This is a genomic window from Bacillus solitudinis, from assembly GCF_002797395.1.
In the GTDB taxonomy this organism is placed as follows: domain Bacteria; phylum Bacillota; class Bacilli; order Bacillales; family Bacillaceae_D; genus Halalkalibacter_A; species Halalkalibacter_A solitudinis.
Map to the genome: position 1 here is coordinate 3,912,497 of NZ_KZ454943.1, position 23,655 is coordinate 3,936,151.

Sequence of the window (23,655 nt, forward strand, 5' to 3'; positions counted from 1 at the left end):
TATTGAAGCTGTACGTAAGGCTCTGTATCTAAGGGAAATTGTTTCCTATGCTCAAGGTTTTGCTCAAATGAGAGCGGCGTCTGAGGAATACAATTGGGATTTTAATTATGGAAAGATTGCGATGATATTCCGGTACCAGCTTTTGCAGATGCGATCGCGTATTATGATAGTTATCGTAGTGAGACGCTACCTGCAAATTTATTGCAAGCTCAGCGTGATTTTTTTGGTGCTCATACGTATCAACGTATCGATAAAGAAGGCGTTTTTCATACAAACTGGATGAAATAGAATGGAAAAGGGGATGTCTCAAAAGGTTGTTTAAGACCTTGAGACATCCCCTTATTTTGAGTAAATGCTTCGAACCCGCTATCGTCCGCTTTTTTAGAGATAAAACAGGAATCCATTTCCTTTTTAATATCACTGTCACAATTGCGAGACAGTGATCTGTTTGAACACCAACCACAAATAGGCAAAAACACGTTAAACGCCTTCTAGAATCCTTTCTCAAAGGCGTTGTCTACGGTCTGAAGCGTCTTTTCCACTATTGCAAAAAAGCTAACTTTCGTTGTTAATTGTAATATTTAACTTCTGAACACCTAAAAAGTGTTTAATTGAAAATGCGCAGGCACCCATGACGGCTGCATCCTTCCCAAGGTCAGAAACCAATAATTCATTATAGTGACTAACAGAGGAAGTTAGGCAGGATTTGAGTTTATCAATTCCGGCCGGATAAGATTTCAATAATTCACTATTCAACACTAATGTTTCTGGATTTAATAAATTAATCACATTGTTTAAGCCAATCGCCACATATTTAATGTATTGGTCTAAAAGGTGAATCGTTGATGGGTCTTGATTACGAATCAAGTTCTGAACATCTTCATAGGTTAACTCTTTCTGATGCAATTCATTTAACTGTGAAAAGAAGCTAGCTTCTGAAGCATATAGTTCCCAACATCCTAAGTTTCCACAATTGCATGGTTTTCCATCTGGGATAATAATCATGTGGCCCATTTCTCCTGCATACCCATGAAATCCTTTAAGGAACTCGCCAGCGATTAAAACGCCTAGCCCAATGCCTGAATACATACTGATGCTTAGTAAATTTTCACTGTGATGATGCCGAAAGACTTTTTCTGCAAAAGAGCATAAGTTGGCATTATTCTCAATCTGTATCTGTATATTAATTTCTTTTTCTAAATCGCCTTTTACGTTTTTGTTTTCCCATTTGTGTTGAGGAACAAAATCGACCATTTCATTTTTTGACACGATCCCATGAATGCCGATGACAACGCCGATCAGTCCGTAACGGCTGTCCGAACATTGCGCCGCATACTTTTTTATTTGTGTAACGATTAATGCAACGACTTCATGATAATGAGAATTCGTTAATTCAATCACGTCCGTTTGGATAGGAATTCCACCTAAATCCGCTAATGTAAACGTAATGTGCTTATAATCCAAATCGATTCCTAATGCATTACCAGCAGTTCGATTGAGAGAAAGCATAATCGGTTTTCTTCCAACGGTATGATGTTCTTGCTGAGATTCAACAATTAATTCCTCATCTAATAAATCTGCTACTTGAACCGAAATCGTAGCTCTTGTTAAGTTTGTGATTTTTGATAAGTCCGCTCTTGAAATCATTCCTTCTTCAATGATTTTACTAATGATTAAACTTCTATTTATTTTTTTTATATAAGCAGCATCGCCGGTTGCCATGCAAAATCCTCCTTTAACTATAGAGCCGAGAGCGTATTCTTTATGTGTTTAATAAAATTATTGTACATTTTGTCACTGTAAAAGAAAATCAATCATTATTTAATGAAAGAAAGAGTGGAGTAAATATTGACGAGAAATAGTAGAAATGATATTCTACAGGCAACATATTAATTAGTTTGGTAAACTAACAAATTATTGATAACCAAATTATATCATAAAAGTGTCAATCCTAGAGGCATTAAAAAGTAAAAAGTTTCAAAATAGTGTGTATGAGGGTGATGAGATGAAAACGTTTTTAAACGATGCTTTTTTATTAACTAATTCAACCGCTGAAGAACTATACCATCAAATAATGAAGGGCTTACCAATTTTTGACTATCACTGTCATTTAAGTCCAAAAGAGATTTATGAAAATAATTCTTTCGAGAATATTACACAGCTTTGGCTTGCAGGAGATCATTATAAATGGCGTGCGATGCGAATTCATGGAGTGAAAGAAGCATTAATAACAGGTAATGCAAGTGATTGGGAGAAATTTGAGGCATGGGCCGAAACAGTACCTCACCTTTTCGGAAACCCATTATATCATTGGACGCATATGGAACTTAGAACATACTTTGGAATCGATAAGCTTTTATCACCGGATACGGCTCTTGAGATTTGGGAAGAATGTAATGAAAAGTTGCAGACGGAGGATTTTAAGCCTCGTCGGTTTATTGAACGATCAAATGTCTCATTGGTTGGAACAACGGATGACCCTACGGATACGCTTGAATTCCATAAGTTATTAAGAGATGGGTCATTTGATGTTGAAGTCGCACCAACCTTCCGTCCTGACCAGGCACTTTATCTTGAAAGAGATAGCTTCAAAGATTGGCTTAAAAAACTGGAGGCTATATCAGACATCAAAATTGATTCTCTTGATGGATTAGTCACGGCATTAAAACAAAGAGTTCATTACTTTGCTGAGAACGGATGTTACGCGTCGGACCATGATATTCAACTAATGAGTTATAAACGATTATCAAAAGATGAAGTTGAAAAGATTTTCATGAAGCGGATGAATAATGAAGAGCTTACCAATGAGGAATTAATAGGCTATCGCTCTTATTTACTTGTCGAGCTAGGAACGATGTATGCTGAAAAAGAATGGGTTATGCAGCTGCATATGGGTGCAATTAGAAATAACAATACGTATATGCGTGAATTAATTGGCGCTGACGGTGGCTTTGATTCAATCGGTGACAATCAATTAGCAAAAGGTTTATCACGTTTCTTAGATACATTAGACCAAGCAAGATCGTTACCTAGAACGGTGTTGTATAATTTAAATCCACGAGATAATTATGTACTTGGTACCATGGCTGGGAACTTCTTTGAAGAAGGCATACCAGGGAAAGTTCAATTTGGCTCTGGCTGGTGGTTTAATGACCAATATGATGGAATGCTTAGACAAATGACAGACCTGGCCAACTTAGGTGTCTTAAGTCATTTTATTGGAATGACGACCGATTCGAGAAGTTTGTTATCTTATGTTCGTCATGAGTATTTCCGAAGAATTGTATGTAACATTATTGGTGAGTGGGTTGAAGAAGGAAAAGTTCCAAATGATAAGAAGATAATTAAGAACATGGTTGAAAATATTGGATTCAATAATGCGCAAAAATATTTTTCAGAGCGTTAAGTGAAATATTTTTAAAGGAGCACAGATAAGATGGGTATTCTTCATGATTTATTAAAAGACATTCCAGTTCCAAAAATGGCAAAAGTAAAGCAATACTTTGATGATACCAAAATAGACGATTTAGAGCGGGCATTAGATGAAAAGTTTCAAGTAGAATCGATCCGCTCAAAAGTAAAGCCAGGAATGGAAATTGCGATTGCTGTCGGCAGTCGAGGGATGGATCGTCTTGTGGAAGTTACAGCAAAAACGGTACAGTTTCTAAAGGATATGGGGGCTACACCATTTATTGTCCCAAGTATGGGAAGTCATGGGGGGGCAACGGCGGAAGGACAACGTGAAGTGTTGGCTCACTTAGGTGTAACAGAAGAAAGCGTAAAAGCGGAAATTCGTTCTTCTATGGAAGTGATCAAACTAGGTGAATTAGAAAACGGATTACCAGTCTATATAGACAAATATGCATCTCTTGCAGATGGAATCGTTGTAATTAATCGGATTAAGCCACACACAGCTTTTAGAGGGCCAGTTGAAAGCGGAATTATGAAAATGATTAGTATTGGGCTTGGTAAGCAAAAAGGTGCAGAAGCGACCCATCAATTAGGCTTTAAATATATGGCGGAGAATGTTCCGGCCATGGCGCGAATGATGATGGAAAAAACACCGATTTTATTCGGAGTAGCGACACTTGAAAATGCCTTTGACCGAGTAGCGAGAGTCGAGGTTCTAGCGGCTGAAGAAATCGAAGAGAAAGAGCCGGACCTTCAAGCGTTAGCAAAACAGCTTCTACCTAAACTGTTTTTTGAGAAATTTGACGTGTTGGTGATTGATGAGATTGGCAAGAACATTAGTGGAGATGGCATGGACCCGAATATTACCGGCCGTTACCCTACGCCATATGCCAAAGGTGGACCGGATGTGAATAAGATGGTGGTGCTTGATTTAACTTCGCAATCAGAAGGGAACGCAAACGGAGTCGGAACGGCTGATTTTACAACCCAGCGTCTCGTTGACCAGATGGATCGTGAAGTCACCTATGCCAATGGATTAACGTCAACGGTTTGTGCGCCAACGAAAATCGCCACAACCTTAGCCAATGATCAAGACGCGATAAAAGCAGCGATCAAAACATGTAATATTCTAGACTTTACAAAAGTAAAAATGGTGCGAATTAAAAATACGTTAGATATTGCCGAAATTGAAGTATCAGAAGCGTTACTCGACCATGTCCACGCACACCCTGATATGGAACAACTAACGGTTGCATATGAACTTGATTTTAATGAACATGGGAATTTAAAAGCTTAGAGATAAACTGGAGATTAACGAGGAGGACTAACGATGTCAGATTTATTTGACTTAAGTGGGAAAACAGCTGTAGCCATTGGGGGAAATAGTGTTTTAGGTTCATGTATTGCAAAAGGACTGACAGACCACGGGGCACAGGTTGCCATTGTCGGTCGTAATCTTGAAAAGGCAAATCAAGTCGTTCAAGAAATCGAGGCAAAAGGTGGCGTAGCCAAAGCGTTCCAAGCGGATGTGAGTAATCGTGAGTCATTAGAAACTGTTGTCAAAGAAATTGAAGCATGGTCTGGTGGTTTTGACATTCTTTTAAATGCACCCGGAAAAAATAGTGCAACACCATTCTTCGAAATTGAAGAAGAAGAGTGGGATGATATTATGGATGTTAATTTAAAAGGTATGATGATTACGTGCCAAATCTTTGCGAAGAGAATGATTGAGCTTGGAAAACAAGGAAGCATTATTAATCTCTCTTCTGTGTCTTCAACAACACCACTTTCGAAAGTGTTTACGTATTCCGTATCAAAAGCCGGCGTCAACAGCATGACTCAGTTTTTAGCGAGAGAATTTGCTCCACATGGCATTCGTGTCAATGCAATCATTCCTGGGTTCTTCCCAGCAGAACAAAATCGTAAAATTTTAAGTGAAGAACGAGTGGCATCGATTATGAATCATACGCCGATGAATCGTTTCGGAAATCCGGAAGAATTACAAGGGGCGGCAGTATGGCTTTCATCTGAAAAAGCATCTAGCTTTGTTACAGGGACTCTGATTCGAGTAGATGGCGGCTTTGGAAGTATGACGATTTAATCATGGTGTATCGATTTGATAGAGGAAGGAGAAGACAACAATGAATGAAAAACTTCATCAATTAGTTTCAATTCTCCGAGAAATGAAATCAGTCGTCGTTGCTTTTTCTGGTGGAGTCGATAGTACGTTTTTATTAAAAGTAGCGGTCGACACACTAGGGCCGGAACAGGTCTTAGCCGTCACGGCCGATTCAGAAACATACCCTTCGACAGAGCTAAAAGAGGCGATCGAATTAGCGAAACAAATCGGGGCTAAACATGAGGTGATTGAAACATCAGAATTAGCCATTCCAGGTTATACAGAGAACGATAAGAATCGCTGCTATTTCTGTAAAAACAGTTTGTTCGAGCACTTGATTCCAGTCATGGAAAAGGGAGGATTCAAGAATATTGTCTATGGCGTGATTGCTGATGATTTAAATGAATTTCGACCTGGAATGAAAGCGGCAAAAGAAAAGGGAATTCGAGGTCCACTTCAAGAGGCAAACCTATTTAAAGATGAAATAAGAGAACTATCAAGAGAATTCGATTTGCCAACATGGAATAAGCCTTCTTTTGCTTGTCTTTCTTCAAGAATTGCTTACGGTGAAAAAATCACAATTGAGAAATTAACGAAAGTAGAGCAAGCCGAGGCGTATTTAAAATCACTTCATATCCGTCAAGTTCGCGTTCGGACACATGATGAAATGGCTCGCATTGAAGTTGAACCAAATGATATGAGTGTTATACTTAACCATCATGAAGAGATCGTAAAAGAATTAACGAAATACGGCTATAAATATATTACGTTAGATTTAATTGGATATAAGAGCGGAAGTATGAATAAGGTTCTTTCTTAATTAAACAGACTTTGGAATTGCTCCAAAGTCTTTTCTGTGGAAAGAAACGAGATTGGGGGAAATCTAAGCAATGTCAAAAGAATACGTGATTGGACTTGATCTTGGAACGACAAGTGTCAAAGCCGTTGTCTTTGATTTAAACGGGAACGTCGTTGCAGATTCAGAAGAAGCGATTACATCGTACTATCCTGAACAAGGCTGGGTGGAGCAAGATGCAGTGGAAATTGAAAGAATAGCGGTGACTGTCGTTCGAGCAGCCATTGAGAAAGCGGCGATCCCAAAAGAAAATCTGATAACGATCGGGTTTTCTTCGGCGATGCATTCTCTTCTTTGTGTGGATGAAGGGTATAGTCCTCTCTCTCGTGCGATGATTTGGGCTGACGGTCGAAGTAGTGGACAAGCGGACAGGTTGAATCAACAAGATGGCGCCAATATTTTTCAAAAAACAGGGGTTCCGATTCACCCGATGGCCCCGTTATCGAAATTATTATGGATGAAAGAAGTAGGATACGAGCCTTATCAAAAGGCACGCTATTTTATCTCAATTAAAGAATACCTCCTCGTAAAGTGGTTTGACCAACGTGTCGTCGATTATTCGATGGCGGCAGCGACAGGTCTATTTAATGCGACGACCTTAGATTGGGATGATGAATTACTCGAGATGACCGGTGTGAAAAAGGAACAGCTATCAGACGTTGTGCCGCCTACGAAGGTGTTAACAGGGGTAAAGAAAGACATTGCCGAAAAGATGGGGATTGCGGACGATCTACCATTTGTGATGGGCGCAGCAGATGGTCAATTAGCGAATCTAGGAATTGGTGCGATTTCTCCGGGTGAAGTTGCGATTACAGCAGGAACAAGTGGTGCGATTAGGCAATTTGCAAAGGGCTTTCATGTATCAGACCAACGAGAAACGTTCTGTTACGCATTTACAGACGAATACTCCATCATTGGAGGTCCAACAAATAATGGTGGAATTGCATTACAATGGTTAAAGGAACTTCTCAATTATGAAGGCAGTTTCACGGAGTTTACAAAAGAAGCTGAGAAAACGACGCTAGGTGCAGAGGGGCTTATTTTCCTACCGTATATTAACGGGGAACGAGCACCGTTATGGAATCAGCACGCAAAAGGGAATTTCTTCGGGATGACGGTGACTCATAAAAAAGAACATTTCGTTCGCGCCGTTTTAGAAGGGATTACGTTTAATCTTTTTCAAATTGGTAAGAGCTTAGAACGTCTAGCAGGTGTGCCTGAGAAGATTTATGTCAATGGCGGATTAGCTCAGTCGACATTATGGTTACAAATGCTAGCAGATGTATTCGGGAAGAACGTCTATGTTTCGGAAAGTCATCATAGTGCGGCATGGGGCGCTGCCTGGACAGGGTTGGTCGCGCTTGGAAACGTCTCGTCTTTTGAACAAATTAAAGAACATATTCCGATGAATGCGCCCATTTTACCAAACGAGACCAACCATAAAGCATATGCTAAGATTTATCAAAAATATGAGCTGTTAGCAAAAGACATTGCAAAGCATTTTTAATAGGAACTTTAACTAAGGTGAGTGACAATTTATGCTCGAAGACATTCTAAAGCAAGTACAAACAGGAACGTTAACGATTGAGGATGCGAAGAAACAGCTTGCAACCTTTGAGAATTTAGGCTTTGCCAAGGTGGACCACCATCGAGAAAAACGACAAGGATTTCCCGAAGTTGTCTATGGTGAAGGAAAAACAAAAGAACAGATTCTCGCGATTGTCCAAGCGATCCGTGCAAATGGAAATTCCATACTCGTGACACGGATTTCAGAAGACAAAGCTTCACATATCTTAAAAGAGTTTCCGGAATTCACTTATCATGAAATCGCTCAAATTCTCTTTTGGAGAAAGGAACAGTCCACCGTGCCTAAGGAAGGGTATATCGCGATTGTTTGCGCAGGTACATCCGACTTAAAGGTCGCCGAAGAAGCGGCGATTACGGCTGAAGCGTTAGGAAGCAATGTGCGCCGGTTTTATGATGTAGGCGTCGCAGGAATTCATCGGTTATTTAATCATATTGAAGAAATCCAACAAGCCACGGTTTCCGTTGTCGTCGCAGGAATGGAAGGCGCTCTGCCAAGTGTCGTAGGCGGTCTTGTGAGCCACCCGATTTTGGCCGTCCCGACAAGTGTCGGTTATGGGGCCAATTTCAACGGTTTGTCGGCATTATTAACGATGCTAAACTCGTGTGCATCAGGCATTAGTGTCGTCAATATTGATAACGGCTTTGGTGCAGCCTACAACGCGGTACTCATTCATCAATTAGCTCAAAAAGGAGAAGGACAACAATGAAAACCTTATATTTTGATTGCTTTTCTGGAATCAGCGGAGATATGGTCATTGGTGCGCTCCTTGATGTGGTCGGAGACCCTGTCCTTCTCAAACAAGAACTAAAGAAGCTTTCGATTGAAGAAGAATATGAAATTAAATGGGGCAGCGTCGTTAAAAATGGGATCACAAGTACTAAGTTTGATGTCATATTAAAAGGAGATGCTGGTGAGACCCATCATCACGATCATGGGCATCACCATGGGGAGGACCACCATCATCATGAACATGATCATCACCATCATGGACATGACCACCATCACAATCACGACGACCATACGCATGACCATCATCACAGAGCGTATCAAGATATTGTCGAGATGATCGAGTCTTCTGAACTATCAAGTAAAGTAAAGAATATGTCCCTGAGCATCTTTAAAAAAATCGGCGAGGCAGAAGGTCATATACACGGCTTGCCTCTAGAGAAGGTTCATTTTCACGAAGTTGGCGCCGTTGATTCGATTATCGATATCGTCGGAACCTCAATTTTAATCGAGCAGTTAGGCATCGAGAAAATAAAATCTTCTGCAATCCCAGTCGGATCAGGGAGAATTCGAATTGACCACGGGGTTTACCCCGTCCCGGCCCCTGCCACCTTAGAAATATTAAAAGGTGTTCCGATCGAGCAAAGCGATGTCAGATTTGAACTGACAACTCCAACAGGTGCCGCGATTGTGGCCGTCTTAGCAGAAGAGTTTTCGACCTTTCCCTCAATGGAAGTAAATGCAATAGGGTATGGCGCAGGAACGAAAACGTTTAAAGACCGACCAAATGTACTTCGAGTTGTAATCGGAATATAGTTAATTTGGAACTGAGAGGAGCAATAGTATGGTTTCTCATCCTCCAAACGAGGAACATATCGACGACCAGATGTTAAAAGTGGAAGTGAATCTTGATGATATCTCTGGGGAATGGCTTGGGTATGTCATGGATCAGCTCTTTGAATGTGGAGCGAATGATGTCTTTTATACACCGATTTATATGAAAAAAAATAGGCCGGGTGTCTTAGTTCAGCTGTTATGTAACCGAGATAAACTCGAAGCCATTCGCGACATCCTACTTAAAGAAACAACAACACTTGGGATCAGATACTACCCGATTACGGTGTTTCGAGCGGAAAGATCGGTTCGAAGTGTTGAAACAAAATGGGGCCCTATCACTGTTAAGGAAGGGTTTTATAACGGACAAGTTGTTCAAAGAGCACCAGAGTTTGAGGAGTGTAAACAGATTGCGAAAACCCATAATGTTCCTTTGAAGAACGTATACGAACAGGTATGGAGACAATTGGAGTAGGAGATCAGGAAGAAGCAAGGGGATGTTCCCCTTGGCTTTTTTACTTTCAAAAACGAAGGGAGCGGAAGAACCATCCCAGTGATTCCTCCTTTGATGTTATACATTCGGATGAGGCCTTCTCAACGATTTCCTCTGACTATTGCCAATTTCTTTGCTAATCAAATGATCCAAATCCAAGGTGGAAAGTCCCTTTTTACAAATATTATCTATCTGATTAAAAAGAGTCACCAAAACGTAGACGCTACGCGAATCTCTTTATCATCCTGACTCATCGAATAAATGAGTTCCACTCTATTTTTTGCTCGTAGTGTTTTCAATGAGGTGTAGGTTATTAGGATAAGACCACTGAAAAGTGAAATCTCCTTTTCAGTGGTCTTTTTGTAATATGGAGATCCATTGCGCTTCAGAGGGCTAGTTTACTCAGTGGACTCGTTTTTACATAGCGTGTTTAAATAAAAGGAAAAAAGATGTATTGGTCGAAAGAGTAAGAGTAAATAAACGTAATTATAAAGTATAAGCGCTTGTTTTAAAGGAGGAATAAGGTTTGGAATCTTTACAAAAACTTCAGCCATTATTAAGAAGCTTTGTTGAAAAAGGTCCTGCAGGTAACTCGTTGATGGTGATGCATCAAGGTAGGACTGTATTTGAGGATTATGTAGGGTATGCAGATAAGGAATCTCAAATTCCGGTAAAGGAAGATACGATTTTCAGAATCTTCTCTATGACCAAGGTTGTGACATGTACGGCGGCACTGATGCTGTATGAACGTGGGTTATTTTTGCTCAATGATCCACTTGAGGAGTATTTACCAGAATTCACAAATCCTCAGGTTTATCGAAGTGAACAAGGTGAAACCGTTGTCTCGCCGGCATTACGATCAATAACTGTGAAAGACCTGTTTACGATGACATCGGGTTTAACGTATCCTGGAGATAGAAATCCAACAGAACGACAGATTGCAAAGGCACTAGGCGAGTTGAACAAGACGCAACGTGAAAATTCGACGTCGCGGGATTTATCAAAACTGCTTGCGTCCATCCCGTTAGCATTCGATCCTGGGACCCAGTGGCGCTATGGTTTTAGTCATGATGTACTTGGCGCATTGATTGAAGTGGTGTCGGGCAAAAGGTTTGGTGAATTTTTAGACGAGGAAATTTTTAAGCCACTTGGAATGAGAGATACGTTTTTCAATCTCCCAGAAGATAAAAAACATCGCCTTGCATCCATTTATAACCGTGAAGCGGACGGAACGTTAATCAAAAATGAAACGACGGATGAGCAATTTCATCCGAACGCGATGTTTGAATCTGGGGGAGCGGGGTTGTTATCAACGTTAGGGGATTACGGTCGATTTGCCTATATGCTAGCAAATGGGGGAGAGTTCAACGGTACCCGGATTATCGGCTCAAAAACGATCCAATTAATGGCCACAAACCATCTAACAGCAGAACAAAAACGACACTATAATTGGGATTATCTAAAGGGCTATGGTTATGGCTTAGGGGTGAGAACGATGATTGACCCAGCAGAAGGAGGCATTAACGGTTCAATAGGCGAATTTGGGTGGTCAGGCTTAGCCGGAACATGGGTGCTGATTGATCCTAAAGAAAAACTATCGGCTGTCTATATGCAGCAAATGTTACCGAACTTTGAAGCCATTCACCAGCCAAGGTTACGGGCTGTGATTTACGGTGCGCTTTAGACGTATCTATATCCTAAGTGATTCTTTAAAGACGGCCTGAGTTCGATAGGGGACTCAGGCTGTTGACATTTCTTTTGAAACCCTTCTGCTTATAAAAATTATAGTAGTTTAATCTAATTATCTTTGGTTTTCGTTAAAAATAAGAAAAATAATCCTAGCCAAGAGACAAGATATATACTATAATGCAAAACGTAATTATTACGATTTGTGGTAATGTATTTGAAGGAGGATTATTGGTGCCCTCATCACTTGGAAGCCAGTGTAATAGGGGGAAAATGTATAAATTTAAAAAAGAATAGTTTGATAGAGAACATTCACTATTTACATTATTTTGTGTGATTTGTTAAGTGTGATGAAGAGTCGGTGGATGGAGAATATCGACTAATTACAGGGTAATTAGTCTTTTTAATGACCTATATTTGACACCTTATCTTTGTAAGGATTATAATCGTAATGATTACGATTTGTTGTAATCCAATGAATAAATTATAAGAGAAATGGTTAAACATGTTTAATAAATCGTAGTGATAACGATTTGGGAGAGGTGTTATAGTGGCAACTTGGGATCTAAGTCAAACGAAGCTTCATGTGTTGTTTTGTAATGGGAGTAGTTGTAATAATTGGGGGGCTGAAGAGGTCACACAAGCAATTCGTGATGAGGTTTCCAAAAGGAATTTAGATAACCTTGTCCATACAACAAGAACTCGTTGTAATGGGCGGTGTGATGATCGTTGTGTCGCAGTCGTTTATCCTTCAGGGGATTGGTACAAAGGATTGGAGCCTGAGGATGCAAGCAGCTTTGTCAATTCACTTGTGTTAAATCGAGATTTAACCGGGAAAATAAGTCACACATTCACGGGTGATGGGTTCGTCCGTGAAGAGGGCATTTCAAAAGGGATTGCGAAAGACCCGATAAAGGTAAAGAAAGTGTCTAAAAAATTTTAAGTGAGTAGTGATGAAATGGTTTTTTCAAAACAATCAAGAATTCCGGTAACCATATTAACGGGTTATCTTGGAGCTGGGAAGACAACTCTACTTAACCGGATTTTGACTGAAAAGCATCATAAAAAGATCGCTGTCATTGTCAATGAATATGGCGAGGTTGGGATTGATAATCAGCTTGTTGTGGATTCTGAGGAAGAAATTGTCGAGATGAACAATGGATGCATTTGTTGCACGGTTCGTGGTGATTTAATTAAAATTCTTCGTACCTTACACTTTTCAATGGAACAAGGACATGTACATATTGATCAGGTCATTATTGAAACGACAGGTTTAGCTGATCCGGCTCCTGTTGCGCAGACATTTTTCGTTGATGAAGTCTTAAGTGAGATGTTTGAGATAGATAGTATTGTCACAGTAGTCGATAGTAAACACATTACAAAACACTTAGATAAAAAAGACGAAGCTCAGGAACAAATTGCCTTTGCGGATGTGATTGTTTTTAATAAGCAAGATTTAATAAAAGCTGATGAAATCAAGCAACTTGAAGCAAGGGTGAGCCAAATGAATCCAACAGCTAAAAGACTCTTTGCTGAGAATTGCCAAATCAATCTACAAGACATATTAAACATTCACACATTCAATGTTGACCATAAGCTAACCGTTAATCCTCATTTTCTAGAGGAGCATCATCACCATCATCATGATGACCGTGTATCCTCGGTTGCATTTACGGAAGACAGGCCCCTAGACATGAGCAAAGTTGATTATTGGATCAATTACTTGGTTCAAGAAAAAGGAGAGGACTTACTTCGGTATAAAGGAATTTTGAATATCGAAGGGATGCAAGAACGAATTGTGTTTCAAGGACTTCATATGTTGTTCTCAGGTAGACCTGATAAGAAGTGGCAAGAAGGGGAAAATAGGAAAACGGAGCTTGTTTTCATTGGGAGAAATCTAGATAAGATAGAACTAGAAAAACAATTTAACGCATGTATTGTCAGTTAAGGAGTAGGCTACGTTCAGTAGCTTACTTCTTAATTAGATAGAGCTAGGACAAAACATAAATCGTAATAATAACGGTTATTGGAGGGCGAATGGAAACGTGGTATGAACAATACTTTAATGAAGACTATTTAAAAATCTATAAACACCGTAACGATGACTTAGCTCACAATGAGTTAACGCAATTAATGAAGTTTGTGCCAACGACAAGAGGTCAGTCATTACTTGATTTATGTTGTGGAAATGGGAGGCATAGTAGGTGGTTTGCGAAACAAGGCTTTCATGTTACGGGGGTTGATTTGTCACCGACTTTATTAAATGAAGCCAAAAAGAAAGATTACGCTAAAGATATTTATTATGTACGTATAGATATGAGAGATCTGTATTATAAAGATGACTTTGATATCGTGGTAAATCTTTTTACAAGCTTTGGATATTTTAATGAAGATGAACAAAATAAAAAAGTGTTAAAAAACGTGTTTCATGCTTTAAAAACAAATGGATACTTTGTCTTTGATTATTTGAATCCTTCATTCTTGGAAAATCATCTTGTTCCTTTTTCAAAGGATATCATCGATGACCTTTCTATTCTTCAGTATCGGATGATTATCAACAATTCGGTTGTAAAGAAAATCAAGGTAGAAGATAAAGGAGTATTAAGAGAGTACGAGGAACGTGTGAAATTATATGAACGTCGGAAATTGGATGAAATGTTAGAAGAGGTAGGGTTTACGATTCTCCACACGTTTGGTGATTATGACGGTAGTAAGTATGAAAAAAATGAATCCTCTAGGTTGATTTATGTTTGCCAGAAACGAAGGACGGTGGAGGTGGAGAAAAATGAAATTATGTTTTAATAAGTTAGTGACTGAACTAAATCACCAAGCCATTATTCAAGATGTTCGTTTTGATAGGAACGAAGGAGAATTTGTTGGGGTAGTTGGTCCAAATGGGAGTGGGAAATCGACGTTATAAAGACGCTCTATAAAGTGCTTAAACCAACTGAAGGTGTGGTCTGTTAGGTGGTGAAGCCATTAAGTCTTTTTCAGTATAAAGATTGTGCAAAAAAGGTTGCTGTCGTAGGGCAGGTAGGTTGCGTTCCTTTAGACTTTCCCGTTTTAAAGAGTGTCCTTATGGGAAGAAATCCACATAAACATTTCCTCAACCAGGAAACTAAAATTGATTGTGACATTGCACTAGATGCACTTAAACAGGTTGGATTAGAGGGTTATGAACACCGCAGATTTGCGACATTGTCTGATGGTGAGAAGCAGTGTGTTATGATGGCTAGAACGATTGCGCAAGAGCCTAGTTTCTTTATTCTTGATGAACCGATGAAGCATCTAGATATTCATCAACAGCTTCATATTCTTGACCTATTAAAGCGGCTTAAGATAACGGTACTTACAACGATGCAAGATATAAATCTAGCATCTTCTTATTGTGAACGGTTCATCGTTATGCAGGACGGTAGATTGGTAGCGAACGGGTCACCAAACGAAATTCCCACAAAGCAACTAGTAGAGGAAGTCTTTCAAGTAGAAGCAACGATATGGACACACCCATTAACTCTAAAAGCCCAAGTCATTTATGTCTCACCAGGAATGAAACAAGGAACGTTTGAGCTACAGCTAAAAAGATGGCTTCAGAGCTAAGCGAAAAAAGCCAAGGGAAACGGTTGTTTATGACTTTTCGTTAAAAGTGGTAAACTTTTAAAGGTAATTGCGAACGACAGGATGAAAGGTGTGTTTACATGCTTCAAGATATTTATCGCAAAGTGGTGATGGACCACGCGAAGTATCGTCGCAATGTAGGTGTGTTAGAAGGAGAACAAGTGAAGAAAGTTCACTATAAAAACCCGACATGTGGAGATGTTGTTACTTTGTATGTTGATATCGATGAGAATCAGGTCAAGAACGTCTCGTTTGAGGGAGAAGGGTGTAGCATAAGTATGGCTTCCACCTCGATGATGACCGAATTAATTAAAGGAACTAGTCTAACTGACGTCTCAGAGCTAAGGCATGAGTTTGAGCAGTTAATTCGAACAGGCGATCGGGTAAATACCGGAATTGATCTTCAAGATGCAATGTCACTAAAAGGTGTTCATAAGTTAAGAGCTAGACATAATTGTGCATTAATGGCTTGGCAAGCTTTAGATAGGGTGCTAGCAGATGTCCAACAGTATAAAGGAATAAAAGAGTAACTGTGAGGTGTACGGATGAAGAAAAAAGTTGATGTTGTCATACTAAGTGGATTTTTAGGGAGTGGAAAAAGCACATTATTATCTCGACTTTTATCTTATGAAAATCAGAAGGGGCGTCAAGTAGCTGTGCTCATGAATGAGCTGGGGAAAGTGAATATCGATTCCTCATATGTCCCTACAAATGTCCCTATAAAGGAAATGTTAAATGGATGCATTTGCTGTTCAATACAAGGAGAACTGAGTACTCAATTAAAAAACTTAACAGAAGATCATAAGCTTGATGTGATTTATATTGAAGCAACTGGGGCAGCCCATCCGTTAGATGTACTTGACGCATGTACTCACCCTTTGTTAGTAGAAACAATTCAAATTCATGCCGTTATTACGATCGTGAATGCAAAGCAATGGCTAGAGCAAAAGATGAATAAAAGTCTGAAAAAATTAATTGCCTATCAAGTGAAATTTGCCGATGTCGTTTTAATTAATAAAATAGATCAAGTAACTGAAGATGAAGTAGCAAAAGTAACAGCTAGTATTGAGCAGGAGAATCCATTCGCATTAAAACAAGCAGTAACGTTCTCTGAGATGGATATGTCAATTCTTGATGACCCAAAGGATCAAAAAGATAAGTTAGAAAATCATCGGGTTGAGTTCAAAACAGATGTGACAAGCCTCCATTTAAAAACATGTGCCATTTCAATGGAACAACCTGTAGACCGTATTCAACTACAAAATTTTTTGGAGAAAAATCACGAAAAACTCTTAAGGGTGAAGGGATTTATCAGACTAACAGATAGCCCTGCGATGTACTTGTTTAATTATGCCTATGGATTTCCGATGTATGAACGGGTGAAGTCCGATGTTCACGTAAACCCAGTGTTAGTATTTATTGGTGAGGAATTGGTTCAACGAGACTTGGAACGAGAGCTTGTAGGGATTACACACGCTCAGCTTACATAACTTACGAACATGTGATGTAACTAGAAAACTTACATTCGCAAGCATCTGGATTTTCATGAAACTTGCTAGTAAGATTTTTAAAACAGGAATCTTAATGTACAGTAAAAATGCTACACCGCAGGAAATCTGGAAGTGGTTTCGTGCTTAATCGTAAGGAAGTACGCATTCCGAAAAAAATAGTAATTTCACACGTGGATTCTTAAAGGAATTCACGTGTTTTTATGTGTTGGTTGTCTCCATCAGAAAAAACGAAATAATGCCGTTGCATTCACATATTGAGCTTGGAAAATCCCATCAACCATTGTATAGACAGCAACAAATATCATGACAGCTTTCCCCATAGTTAAGTGAAGGATTTGATTAGGTGCGAATGTTCAAACACAAGAGGCCATTCTACTAGAATTGATGGCTGAAAAAAATGGATAATGGAAGGAAGGTCATAATTTGATAGGAAATGAAAATAGGAGGGACAAGACCTATGAAAGTTAAAAAATCGCCTATGTTTCGTGTAAGGCATTACACATGGCAGAAGATGGTGAGGAATTCGGTCATCTACCAGATTGGCAGCAAGAAGAAGTCGAACTAGCGAATGATATCGTTGAAAACGATGATAAGTATGCCTTGCTCCCTACTAGCTTTGATGTTCATGAGTATAACATGATCGAAAAGTTTTGCTATAGACTCTCTGACCAGAAAGAACAAGACATTTTGCTACAGGCTATCAGTGGAAAAGGAGCATTTCGGAGATTTAAGGACAGGATCAATCAGTTAGGGATTGCTGAACAATGGTATGATTTTCGGGATCAGTGTTATAAGGAAATTGCGAAAGCATTTTGTCAGAGCAAAAACATTGATTATTAGTTCTCAAATTGGTGATATTATCGATAACTTAAAAAAGAATCACAGTCATTTAATTGGTTGGTTCTTTTTGTATTTAAGTCCACATCTTGGGGGCTTTTTATTTTGCCTGCTCACTAGGAGCAGACATAATGTGTATTTCTGAAATAAAACAGGGAGGATGGTAAATAACGAATAAAACATCACTTCATCCCTAAAAGTCCTTTCTTAACAAGGTTATTTATGATTTCAGCCATTTCTTTTGGTGATTTGTTCATGCCATTGTTTAGCCAGCTGTTGATAACATGAATACTGCCACTAATGATGAATGTGCTTACATACTCAGAGAGAGCTTCATCCAGGTGGTTGTCAGCAATCCAGCTATTTTTAAAGAATTGATGTGCGAAGACCATGACCTTTTTCTGAAATGCGTTGTCTGATTTTTCATTTAAGAGCGTTTTGCATATCTCCTGCTTTGAAGCGAAATATTCTATCAAATTTTCAAGCATCTGGATGTCATCGTCTTCGTTCATGTGATGGTGCTGACTTAAATACCCCGTCATGTCCTCAATGATTTCATTTTCTAATTTATCTAGGAGGTCAAATTGATCCGAGAAATGCGAATAAAAAGTTGAGCGATTGATATCTGCTAGCTCACATATTTCTTTTACTGTGATGGAGGAAATGTCTTTTTCTTTTAATAGCTTTATAAAACTATCTTTTAAAACCATTTGAGTATATTTTTTTCGTCTGTCCAATTTGGAAGTAGCCATATAGAGTTCCTTTCTTTTCTGTTTTCCAACATAATGGATGTTTGTGTTGTCAAAGTGACGGATGTTATTAAACTGTTTGTTGATTAGACAACACAGTGTCAATATAATATTAGAGGGAACATGAAAAAAAGGCAAGAGAGGGTGAGTGGAGATAGGAATTGCAGCTCGAATCATTAAACATAAAAAGGCCGTTGCGCTTACGTTTATGGTGCTAACGGTAATCTGTGCTTTGGCATCGTTAACGGTATCAGTAAATTATGATATGACGGATTACTTGCCTGATGATGCACCTTCAACGACTGCAATGGAAATTATGGAGCAGGAATTTGAAGGTAATGTTCCAAATAACCGCGTAATGGTCCATGATGTGAGTCTTCAGGAAGCGCTTGTATTTAAAGAAGAGCTTGCTGCCATTGATGGGGTGTCGGATGTCACATGGTTGGATGATGCGATCGATATAAAAGAACCGTTAGAAATGGCGGATCAAGAGGTTGTTGAAACGTATTATAAGAATGGCCACGCCCTTTATTCGTTCAGTATTCGTGACGGGGAGGAAGTCGCGATAACGACTGAAATTTACGAGTTAATAGGTGAGGAAAATGCGATGGCCGGAGTATCACTCAATACGGCGACGCAGCAAACAATGACGGGAAAAGAATCGATGTATGCGGCGGCGCTATTAGTTCCGATCATTATTATTATTTTAGTGCTATCGACAAACTCGTGGATTGAACCAGTGTTATTTTTAACAGCAATTGGTGTTTCAGTTTTAATTAATATGGGGACAAATATGTTTCTTGGAGAAATCTCCTTTGTTACGCAATCAGTTGCCCCGATTTTACAGCTTGCCGTTTCACTAGATTATGCGATTTTTCTTCTGCATCGTTTTGAGGATTATCGAAAGAAAGTAGCCGATCCTCATAAAGCGATGGAGCTTGCAATGAAAAGTTCCTTCTCGGCCATTGCCGCGAGTGCCTCAACAACATTTTTTGGGTTTATGGCATTATCGTTTATGAACTTTGAAATTGGCTCAGATCTAGGGATTAATCTAGTAAAAGGGATTTTATTAAGCTTTCTAAGTGTTATGGTCTTTTTACCAGCACTCACGCTTCTGTTTTATAAATGGATTGATAAGACGAAGCATACAGCCTTCGTTCCAAGTTTTTCGAAAATTGGAAGTGCGGTCGTAAAAGTTAGAATTCCAAGCTTACTTCTTGTCTTTCTTCTTATTTTCCCAGCCTTTTTAGCGCAAAGTCAGACGGATTTCACGTATGGGATTGGGGACCAGCCTGAAACAACTCGCCCCGGAAGTGATTTAACAAAAATTCACGAGCAATTTGGAGAGAACACGCCTATGGTGTTACTCGTGCCCAAAGGGGATATCGCTAAAGAAGAGGAATTGGTTCAAGAGGTAGAGAGAATCGAGAATGTATCTAGTGTAATAGCTTATACGAATACTGTTAGTGCCGCCATTCCTCCAGAGTATTTGGAGCCATCTGTGACGGAGCAGTTTTACTCTGAAAATTATAGTCGAATCATCCTTCAAACAAATACGAAAAACGAGGGAGACGAGGCGTTTCAGTTAGTTGAACGGGTTCAAACAACGGCTGAAGCTTATTTTGGTGAAGATGTGTACCTAGTTGGAGAAAGCGTGACATTGTATGATATTAAGCAAACCGTTCAAAAGGACAATACGCTAGTCAATCTATTGACGGTGGTTACAGTTGCGCTCGTCCTACTTGTCACCTTTAAGTCAATAGCCATTCCAGTCGTACTCCTCCTTACTATTCAGTCGGCGGTTTGGTTGAATTTGTCGGTTCCCTATTTTACGGAGACCTCCTTGGGGTACGTTGGTTATTTGCTTATAAGTATTATTCAACTCGCTACCACGGTCGATTACGCGATTTTGCTGACTGATGGGTATGTGGAGGATCGAAGGGAAATGTCTGCCCTTAAAGCGATTAAGAAAACACTTAATGAAAAAGTGTTCTCGATTTCGATTTCGGCTGCCATCTTATCGAGTGTCGGGTTTATCTTATGGATGACCTCCTCGAACCCAATGGTCTTTTCGATCGGATTGTTGCTTGGAAGAGGGGCGCTGCTTGCGTTTATTTTGGTTGTCTTCTTCCTACCAGCGATGTTACTCGTTTTCGATAAATGGATAAGCAAAACAACATGGAAAGCAAATTTTTATAAGGAGAAATGATGATGAGAATGAGAAAGTTCCTACTTGTCTTTGCAACGATGATAATAGTCGCGCCGTCATTTCTTGTATCGGCAGCTTTTCCTGAGGGCACGTCTACAGAAAAAGTTTCCGAGCAAAAAGGAGAAATTTCCTCCAAGGATGAAGTCGTCTATGCCAATCTCAGTGCTACTGGTGATAGACAAGAGATGTATGTTGTCAACATGTTAGAGATAGAAAAAGCGGGAGAAGTTACTGATTATGGTGAGTATACAACGCTAAAAAACTTAACCGATGTTTCACCAATCAAGCAATCAGATAGCGTCGTGTCGTTCGCTGCACCTGAGGGAACGTTTTATTATCAAGGGAACTTACCAGATGTTGCTTTGCCCTGGGGTATCTCAGTTTCCTATTTATTAGATGGAGAAGAAATCGATCCTAAAGCGCTTGCTGGAAAAGACGGGCATGTTCAGATTCGAATTGCAACGACTGCTAATGAAAACGTCGACTCTGTCTTTTTTGAAAACTATTTATTACAAATTTCTCTTGCGCTTAATCTCGATCTCTACCGTAACATTCAGGCTCCTGATGGGATGTTAGCCAATGCAGGAAAGAATAAGCAAGTGACGTTTACAGTGATGCCAGAACAGGAGGCAACATTTGTGCTTGAAGCAGATGTGATTGATTTTGAGCTTGAAGGGATCAATATCACGGCTGTTCCTTCCTCAATGTCGATTGATGCACCAAATATTGACGAGATGACAGGAGACATTCAAACGTTAACGGATGCGATCGAAGAGGTTAATGATGGTGTTGGGGAATTAAATGATGGTGTTTCTGAACTTAACAATGGCGTTGGGTCTTTACGTAACGGTTCAAAGGAATACAAACAAGGAATGACTACCGTTGCGACATCGTCTTCTGAACTAGTGAATGCGTCAACGAACATTAAGCAAGCTCTTGAAACAATGAACAAATCATTGGGTGAAAGCTTACCGGATATGAACGTTGATGAGTTGAAACAATTACAAGAAGGACTTGTTCAGCTGTCGGCCGGTCTTAATGAAACGTCAAAAAACTTAGTTCTTTTAAATCAAAACTATGCCACTGCGTACGGCGAATTGAATAAAGCGATGCAGGCGATTCCTGATTATACGATTACAGAAGAAGAAATTCAGCAATTATATGTGAGCGGTGCAAACGAGGCTGTACTCGATCAATTAATCGAATCATACACGGCAGCTCGTATGGCAAAAGGCACGTATTCCGCTGTAAAAGAAGGCTTTGATGCCGTCACCGTGACATTAGAGCAAGTAGATGGCGCTCTTTCTGAAATGGCTAAGAATGTAGATGCGATGGCAGAAGGGCTTTCCACTGCTTTTGAACAGATGAATGTAGCTGATTCATTGGCACCATTACAGGAAGGAATTCGTAGCGTTGCTTCTAACTATCAAGCATTCCACTCAGGTTTAGTCGATTACACGGGAGGAGTCGGCCAATTATCAAGCTCCTACGGTGAGATGCATAATGGAATCGTCAACTTGTCTCAAGGAACAGGAGAATTAGAAAATGGAGTCAACCAACTTCATGACGGTACGGAAGAACTCTATGAAGCGGCGAGTGATTTACCAGATCAAATGAAGGAAGAGGTTGATCAGATGCTAGCTGAATACGATAAATCTGATTTTGAACCCGTTTCCTTTGTGTCACCCAAAAATGAAAACATCAATTCGGTTCAATTTGTTGTAAAGACAGAAAGTATTAAAAAGGAAGAGGCTGAAGAGACCACCCAAACTGAAGAAGAACCAAAAGGATTTTGGGCGAAATTGATCGATTTGTTTAAATAATATTTTTCTGGCGTCTCCCTACGAATGGTGGGGAGACGTTTTTTTATAAGTGAATAGGGGAACGAGGGACCGTTCAATGGCTAAAGCGGTTCCTCATTCCGTTAAATAAGGAGAAAGCGGTCGCGAAAAGAGGGGAGCGGATTCTGGTTCCGTTAATGTAGGAGACACAGCGAAAATGAAGTTTAAAAAGCTGAATAGCGGAACGAGGAACCGAAGCGAAGCCGAAACGAAGGATTTTAGGAGGAATAGCGGAACAAGGGACCGGCTAACGGAAGAACCGTCCCTATATATAGGTCGCGATTTTTTCATTAATTAGACGTAATTGATATAGTGCATGACAATGCTATTAACTAAAATTAACATTAGTTAAAGAAAAAAGGTTTAGTCGACGATTATTTTAAACTAAACATAATTGAGGTGTTTGCTATGACAAAGAAGGCGATTATATTTGACCTGGATGGTGTGATTGTTTCAACAGATGAACTTCACTACCAAGCATGGAAGCGAATTAGTGATGATGAACATGTGACATTTAATCGAGACATTAACGAGCGGTTACGTGGGATAAGTAGATTGGAAAGTTTGAATATCATTCTAGAACAATCATCCACATCCTATTCAGATCAAGAGAAATTAGAACTTATGGAAAGGAAAAATAATCATTATCGTCATTTGCTAAATGGACTTACACCGGAAAATATATTGCCGGGTGTTAAAACCCTGATAAGTGATGCGGGTGATCGCGGACTAAAGCTAGCGATTGGTTCTTCAAGTAAGAACGCGATGATTATTTTAGAAAAAATCGACCTTTTAGACGCATTTGATTCTATCGTCGATGGGAATCAGATTACAAATAGTAAACCAGATCCGGAAGTGTTTTTACTGGCAGCTGAAAAGTTAGGAGTTTCCCCAGAAGAGTGTATCGTTATAGAAGATGCCGAGGCAGGAGTAGAGGCGGCATTAGGAGCTGGGATGATGGTAATTGGTGTTGGTCCAGCAGCAAAATATGAGAAAACCGATGTAAAACTAGTGGGTCTTCAATGTCTAGATATAAGCTTACTTTTATTATAACTAGTGTTTAGACTATTTACTAAAGGAATTTACTACTATGCCTTTTGAAAACAAATGTCACCTTTTTCATATTAGTAAGTCTGAATAGTGTTAGTCAAATAAAATATAAGCGCTTACAATATAG

The 23,655-nt window shown here is 39.5% G+C and carries 22 protein-coding genes and 1 pseudogene; 21 read left to right on the top strand and 2 right to left on the bottom strand.

Features of this window, described 5'->3' with window-relative positions; all coding sequences use genetic code 11:
• Nucleotide 1 precedes the first annotated feature (1 nt).
• Nucleotides 2-288 (top strand): annotated as a pseudogene (locus tag CEF19_RS19115) (NADP-dependent phosphogluconate dehydrogenase); the annotation flags it as partial.
• 267 nt (nt 289-555) lie between these two features.
• On the opposite strand, the gene CEF19_RS19125 reads toward CEF19_RS19115, so the two are convergent.
• The gene (locus CEF19_RS19125) at nt 556-1,722 is read right to left on the bottom strand and encodes an ROK family transcriptional regulator (RefSeq protein ID WP_100407546.1); all 1,167 of its coding nucleotides are present in this window, start codon (nt 1,720-1,722) and stop codon (nt 556-558) included.
• A gap of 283 nt (nt 1,723-2,005) precedes the next feature.
• Between CEF19_RS19125 and uxaC the strand changes: the two genes are divergently transcribed.
• The 17 genes from uxaC (at nt 2,006) to CEF19_RS19210 (ending at nt 17,682) form a co-directional block, all read left to right on the top strand.
• Entirely contained in the window at nt 2,006-3,406 is a 1,401-nt protein-coding gene (uxaC, locus tag CEF19_RS19130; protein ID WP_100407547.1) for a glucuronate isomerase, read from the top strand.
• 30 nt (nt 3,407-3,436) lie between these two features.
• Complete coding sequence (locus tag CEF19_RS19135) at nt 3,437-4,708, top strand: nickel pincer cofactor-dependent isomerase, group 22 (RefSeq protein ID WP_100407548.1); 1,272 nt, start codon at nt 3,437-3,439, stop codon at nt 4,706-4,708.
• Nucleotides 4,709-4,741: 33 nt separating this feature from the next.
• On the top strand, nt 4,742-5,512 hold the full coding sequence (locus tag CEF19_RS19140) for an SDR family oxidoreductase (protein WP_100407549.1): 771 nt from the start codon (nt 4,742-4,744) through the stop codon (nt 5,510-5,512).
• 40 nt (nt 5,513-5,552) lie between these two features.
• Complete coding sequence (larE, locus tag CEF19_RS19145; RefSeq protein ID WP_100407550.1) at nt 5,553-6,350, top strand: ATP-dependent sacrificial sulfur transferase LarE; 798 nt, start codon at nt 5,553-5,555, stop codon at nt 6,348-6,350.
• 70 nt (nt 6,351-6,420) lie between these two features.
• Nucleotides 6,421-7,893 carry a gluconokinase gene (locus CEF19_RS19150; protein ID WP_100407551.1) on the top strand — a complete coding sequence of 491 codons (1,473 nt, stop codon included), beginning with the start codon at nt 6,421-6,423 and terminating at the stop codon, nt 7,891-7,893.
• Nucleotides 7,894-7,924: 31 nt separating this feature from the next.
• A complete protein-coding gene (larB, locus tag CEF19_RS19155; protein ID WP_100407552.1) occupies nt 7,925-8,680 on the top strand; it encodes a nickel pincer cofactor biosynthesis protein LarB in 756 nt (251 codons plus the stop codon).
• Complete coding sequence (locus CEF19_RS24010) at nt 8,677-9,516, top strand: nickel pincer cofactor biosynthesis protein LarC (RefSeq protein WP_100407553.1); 840 nt, start codon at nt 8,677-8,679, stop codon at nt 9,514-9,516. The genes larB and CEF19_RS24010 overlap by 4 nt, the downstream gene beginning before the upstream one ends.
• A gap of 28 nt (nt 9,517-9,544) precedes the next feature.
• Nucleotides 9,545-10,009 (top strand): nickel pincer cofactor biosynthesis protein LarC2, encoded by a 465-nt coding sequence (gene larC / locus CEF19_RS24015; protein ID WP_100407554.1) that lies wholly within the window; start codon nt 9,545-9,547, stop codon nt 10,007-10,009.
• Between the two features lie 544 nt (nt 10,010-10,553).
• Nucleotides 10,554-11,711 carry a serine hydrolase domain-containing protein gene (locus CEF19_RS19170; protein ID WP_100407555.1) on the top strand — a complete coding sequence of 386 codons (1,158 nt, stop codon included), beginning with the start codon at nt 10,554-10,556 and terminating at the stop codon, nt 11,709-11,711.
• A 552-nt stretch (nt 11,712-12,263) separates the two neighbouring features.
• Nucleotides 12,264-12,656, top strand: coding sequence for a (2Fe-2S) ferredoxin domain-containing protein (locus CEF19_RS19175; protein WP_100407556.1), 393 nt, complete (start codon nt 12,264-12,266; stop codon nt 12,654-12,656).
• Nucleotides 12,657-12,671: 15 nt separating this feature from the next.
• A complete protein-coding gene (locus CEF19_RS19180; protein ID WP_100407557.1) occupies nt 12,672-13,661 on the top strand; it encodes a CobW family GTP-binding protein in 990 nt (329 codons plus the stop codon).
• A gap of 89 nt (nt 13,662-13,750) precedes the next feature.
• On the top strand, nt 13,751-14,515 hold the full coding sequence (locus CEF19_RS19185) for a class I SAM-dependent methyltransferase (RefSeq protein ID WP_100407558.1): 765 nt from the start codon (nt 13,751-13,753) through the stop codon (nt 14,513-14,515).
• Nucleotides 14,499-14,633, top strand: coding sequence for an ATP-binding cassette domain-containing protein (locus tag CEF19_RS24020; protein WP_157801015.1), 135 nt, complete (start codon nt 14,499-14,501; stop codon nt 14,631-14,633). The genes CEF19_RS19185 and CEF19_RS24020 overlap by 17 nt, the downstream gene beginning before the upstream one ends.
• Before the next feature lie 47 nt (nt 14,634-14,680).
• A complete protein-coding gene (locus CEF19_RS19195; protein WP_100407560.1) occupies nt 14,681-15,313 on the top strand; it encodes an ABC transporter ATP-binding protein in 633 nt (210 codons plus the stop codon).
• Nucleotides 15,314-15,411: 98 nt separating this feature from the next.
• Nucleotides 15,412-15,861 carry a Fe-S cluster assembly sulfur transfer protein SufU gene (sufU, locus tag CEF19_RS19200; protein ID WP_100407561.1) on the top strand — a complete coding sequence of 150 codons (450 nt, stop codon included), beginning with the start codon at nt 15,412-15,414 and terminating at the stop codon, nt 15,859-15,861.
• A gap of 15 nt (nt 15,862-15,876) precedes the next feature.
• Nucleotides 15,877-16,821, top strand: a complete 945-nt coding sequence (locus CEF19_RS19205) for a CobW family GTP-binding protein (RefSeq protein WP_100407562.1) — start codon at nt 15,877-15,879, stop codon at nt 16,819-16,821.
• Nucleotides 16,822-17,343: 522 nt separating this feature from the next.
• The gene (locus tag CEF19_RS19210; protein ID WP_100407563.1) at nt 17,344-17,682 is read left to right on the top strand and encodes a UPF0158 family protein; all 339 of its coding nucleotides are present in this window, start codon (nt 17,344-17,346) and stop codon (nt 17,680-17,682) included.
• Between the two features lie 179 nt (nt 17,683-17,861).
• Here CEF19_RS19210 and CEF19_RS19215 read toward each other — a convergent pair whose 3' ends face one another.
• Nucleotides 17,862-18,431, bottom strand: a complete 570-nt coding sequence (locus CEF19_RS19215; RefSeq protein WP_227522032.1) for a TetR/AcrR family transcriptional regulator — start codon at nt 18,429-18,431, stop codon at nt 17,862-17,864.
• 205 nt (nt 18,432-18,636) lie between these two features.
• On the opposite strand from CEF19_RS19215, the gene CEF19_RS19220 reads away from it, so the two are divergent.
• From CEF19_RS19220 to pgmB, 3 genes are all read left to right on the top strand, one after another.
• Nucleotides 18,637-20,637 (top strand): efflux RND transporter permease subunit, encoded by a 2,001-nt coding sequence (locus tag CEF19_RS19220; RefSeq protein ID WP_100408380.1) that lies wholly within the window; start codon nt 18,637-18,639, stop codon nt 20,635-20,637.
• A 2-nt stretch (nt 20,638-20,639) separates the two neighbouring features.
• A complete protein-coding gene (locus tag CEF19_RS19225; RefSeq protein WP_319830085.1) occupies nt 20,640-22,460 on the top strand; it encodes a coiled-coil domain-containing protein in 1,821 nt (606 codons plus the stop codon).
• A gap of 426 nt (nt 22,461-22,886) precedes the next feature.
• Nucleotides 22,887-23,531: a beta-phosphoglucomutase gene (gene pgmB, locus CEF19_RS19230; RefSeq protein ID WP_100407565.1), complete on the top strand. Its 645-nt coding sequence runs from the start codon at nt 22,887-22,889 to the stop codon at nt 23,529-23,531.
• Nucleotides 23,532-23,655 lie beyond the last annotated feature (124 nt).

Coding starts and splice junctions, on each gene's coding strand:
- CEF19_RS19125 (WP_100407546.1), bottom strand. CDS start 1,722: ATGGCAACCGGCGATGCTGCTTATATAAAAAAAATAAATAGAAGTTTA.
- uxaC (WP_100407547.1), top strand. CDS start 2,006: ATGAAAACGTTTTTAAACGATGCTTTTTTATTAACTAATTCAACCGCT.
- CEF19_RS19135 (WP_100407548.1), top strand. CDS start 3,437: ATGGGTATTCTTCATGATTTATTAAAAGACATTCCAGTTCCAAAAATG.
- CEF19_RS19140 (WP_100407549.1), top strand. CDS start 4,742: ATGTCAGATTTATTTGACTTAAGTGGGAAAACAGCTGTAGCCATTGGG.
- larE (WP_100407550.1), top strand. CDS start 5,553: ATGAATGAAAAACTTCATCAATTAGTTTCAATTCTCCGAGAAATGAAA.
- CEF19_RS19150 (WP_100407551.1), top strand. CDS start 6,421: ATGTCAAAAGAATACGTGATTGGACTTGATCTTGGAACGACAAGTGTC.
- larB (WP_100407552.1), top strand. CDS start 7,925: ATGCTCGAAGACATTCTAAAGCAAGTACAAACAGGAACGTTAACGATT.
- CEF19_RS24010 (WP_100407553.1), top strand. CDS start 8,677: ATGAAAACCTTATATTTTGATTGCTTTTCTGGAATCAGCGGAGATATG.
- larC (WP_100407554.1), top strand. CDS start 9,545: ATGGTTTCTCATCCTCCAAACGAGGAACATATCGACGACCAGATGTTA.
- CEF19_RS19180 (WP_100407557.1), top strand. CDS start 12,672: ATGGTTTTTTCAAAACAATCAAGAATTCCGGTAACCATATTAACGGGT.
- CEF19_RS19185 (WP_100407558.1), top strand. CDS start 13,751: ATGGAAACGTGGTATGAACAATACTTTAATGAAGACTATTTAAAAATC.
- CEF19_RS24020 (WP_157801015.1), top strand. CDS start 14,499: ATGAAATTATGTTTTAATAAGTTAGTGACTGAACTAAATCACCAAGCC.
- sufU (WP_100407561.1), top strand. CDS start 15,412: ATGCTTCAAGATATTTATCGCAAAGTGGTGATGGACCACGCGAAGTAT.
- CEF19_RS19205 (WP_100407562.1), top strand. CDS start 15,877: ATGAAGAAAAAAGTTGATGTTGTCATACTAAGTGGATTTTTAGGGAGT.
- CEF19_RS19210 (WP_100407563.1), top strand. CDS start 17,344: ATGGCAGAAGATGGTGAGGAATTCGGTCATCTACCAGATTGGCAGCAA.
- CEF19_RS19215 (WP_227522032.1), bottom strand. CDS start 18,431: ATGGCTACTTCCAAATTGGACAGACGAAAAAAATATACTCAAATGGTT.
- CEF19_RS19220 (WP_100408380.1), top strand. CDS start 18,637: ATGGTGCTAACGGTAATCTGTGCTTTGGCATCGTTAACGGTATCAGTA.
- CEF19_RS19225 (WP_319830085.1), top strand. CDS start 20,640: ATGAGAATGAGAAAGTTCCTACTTGTCTTTGCAACGATGATAATAGTC.
- pgmB (WP_100407565.1), top strand. CDS start 22,887: ATGACAAAGAAGGCGATTATATTTGACCTGGATGGTGTGATTGTTTCA.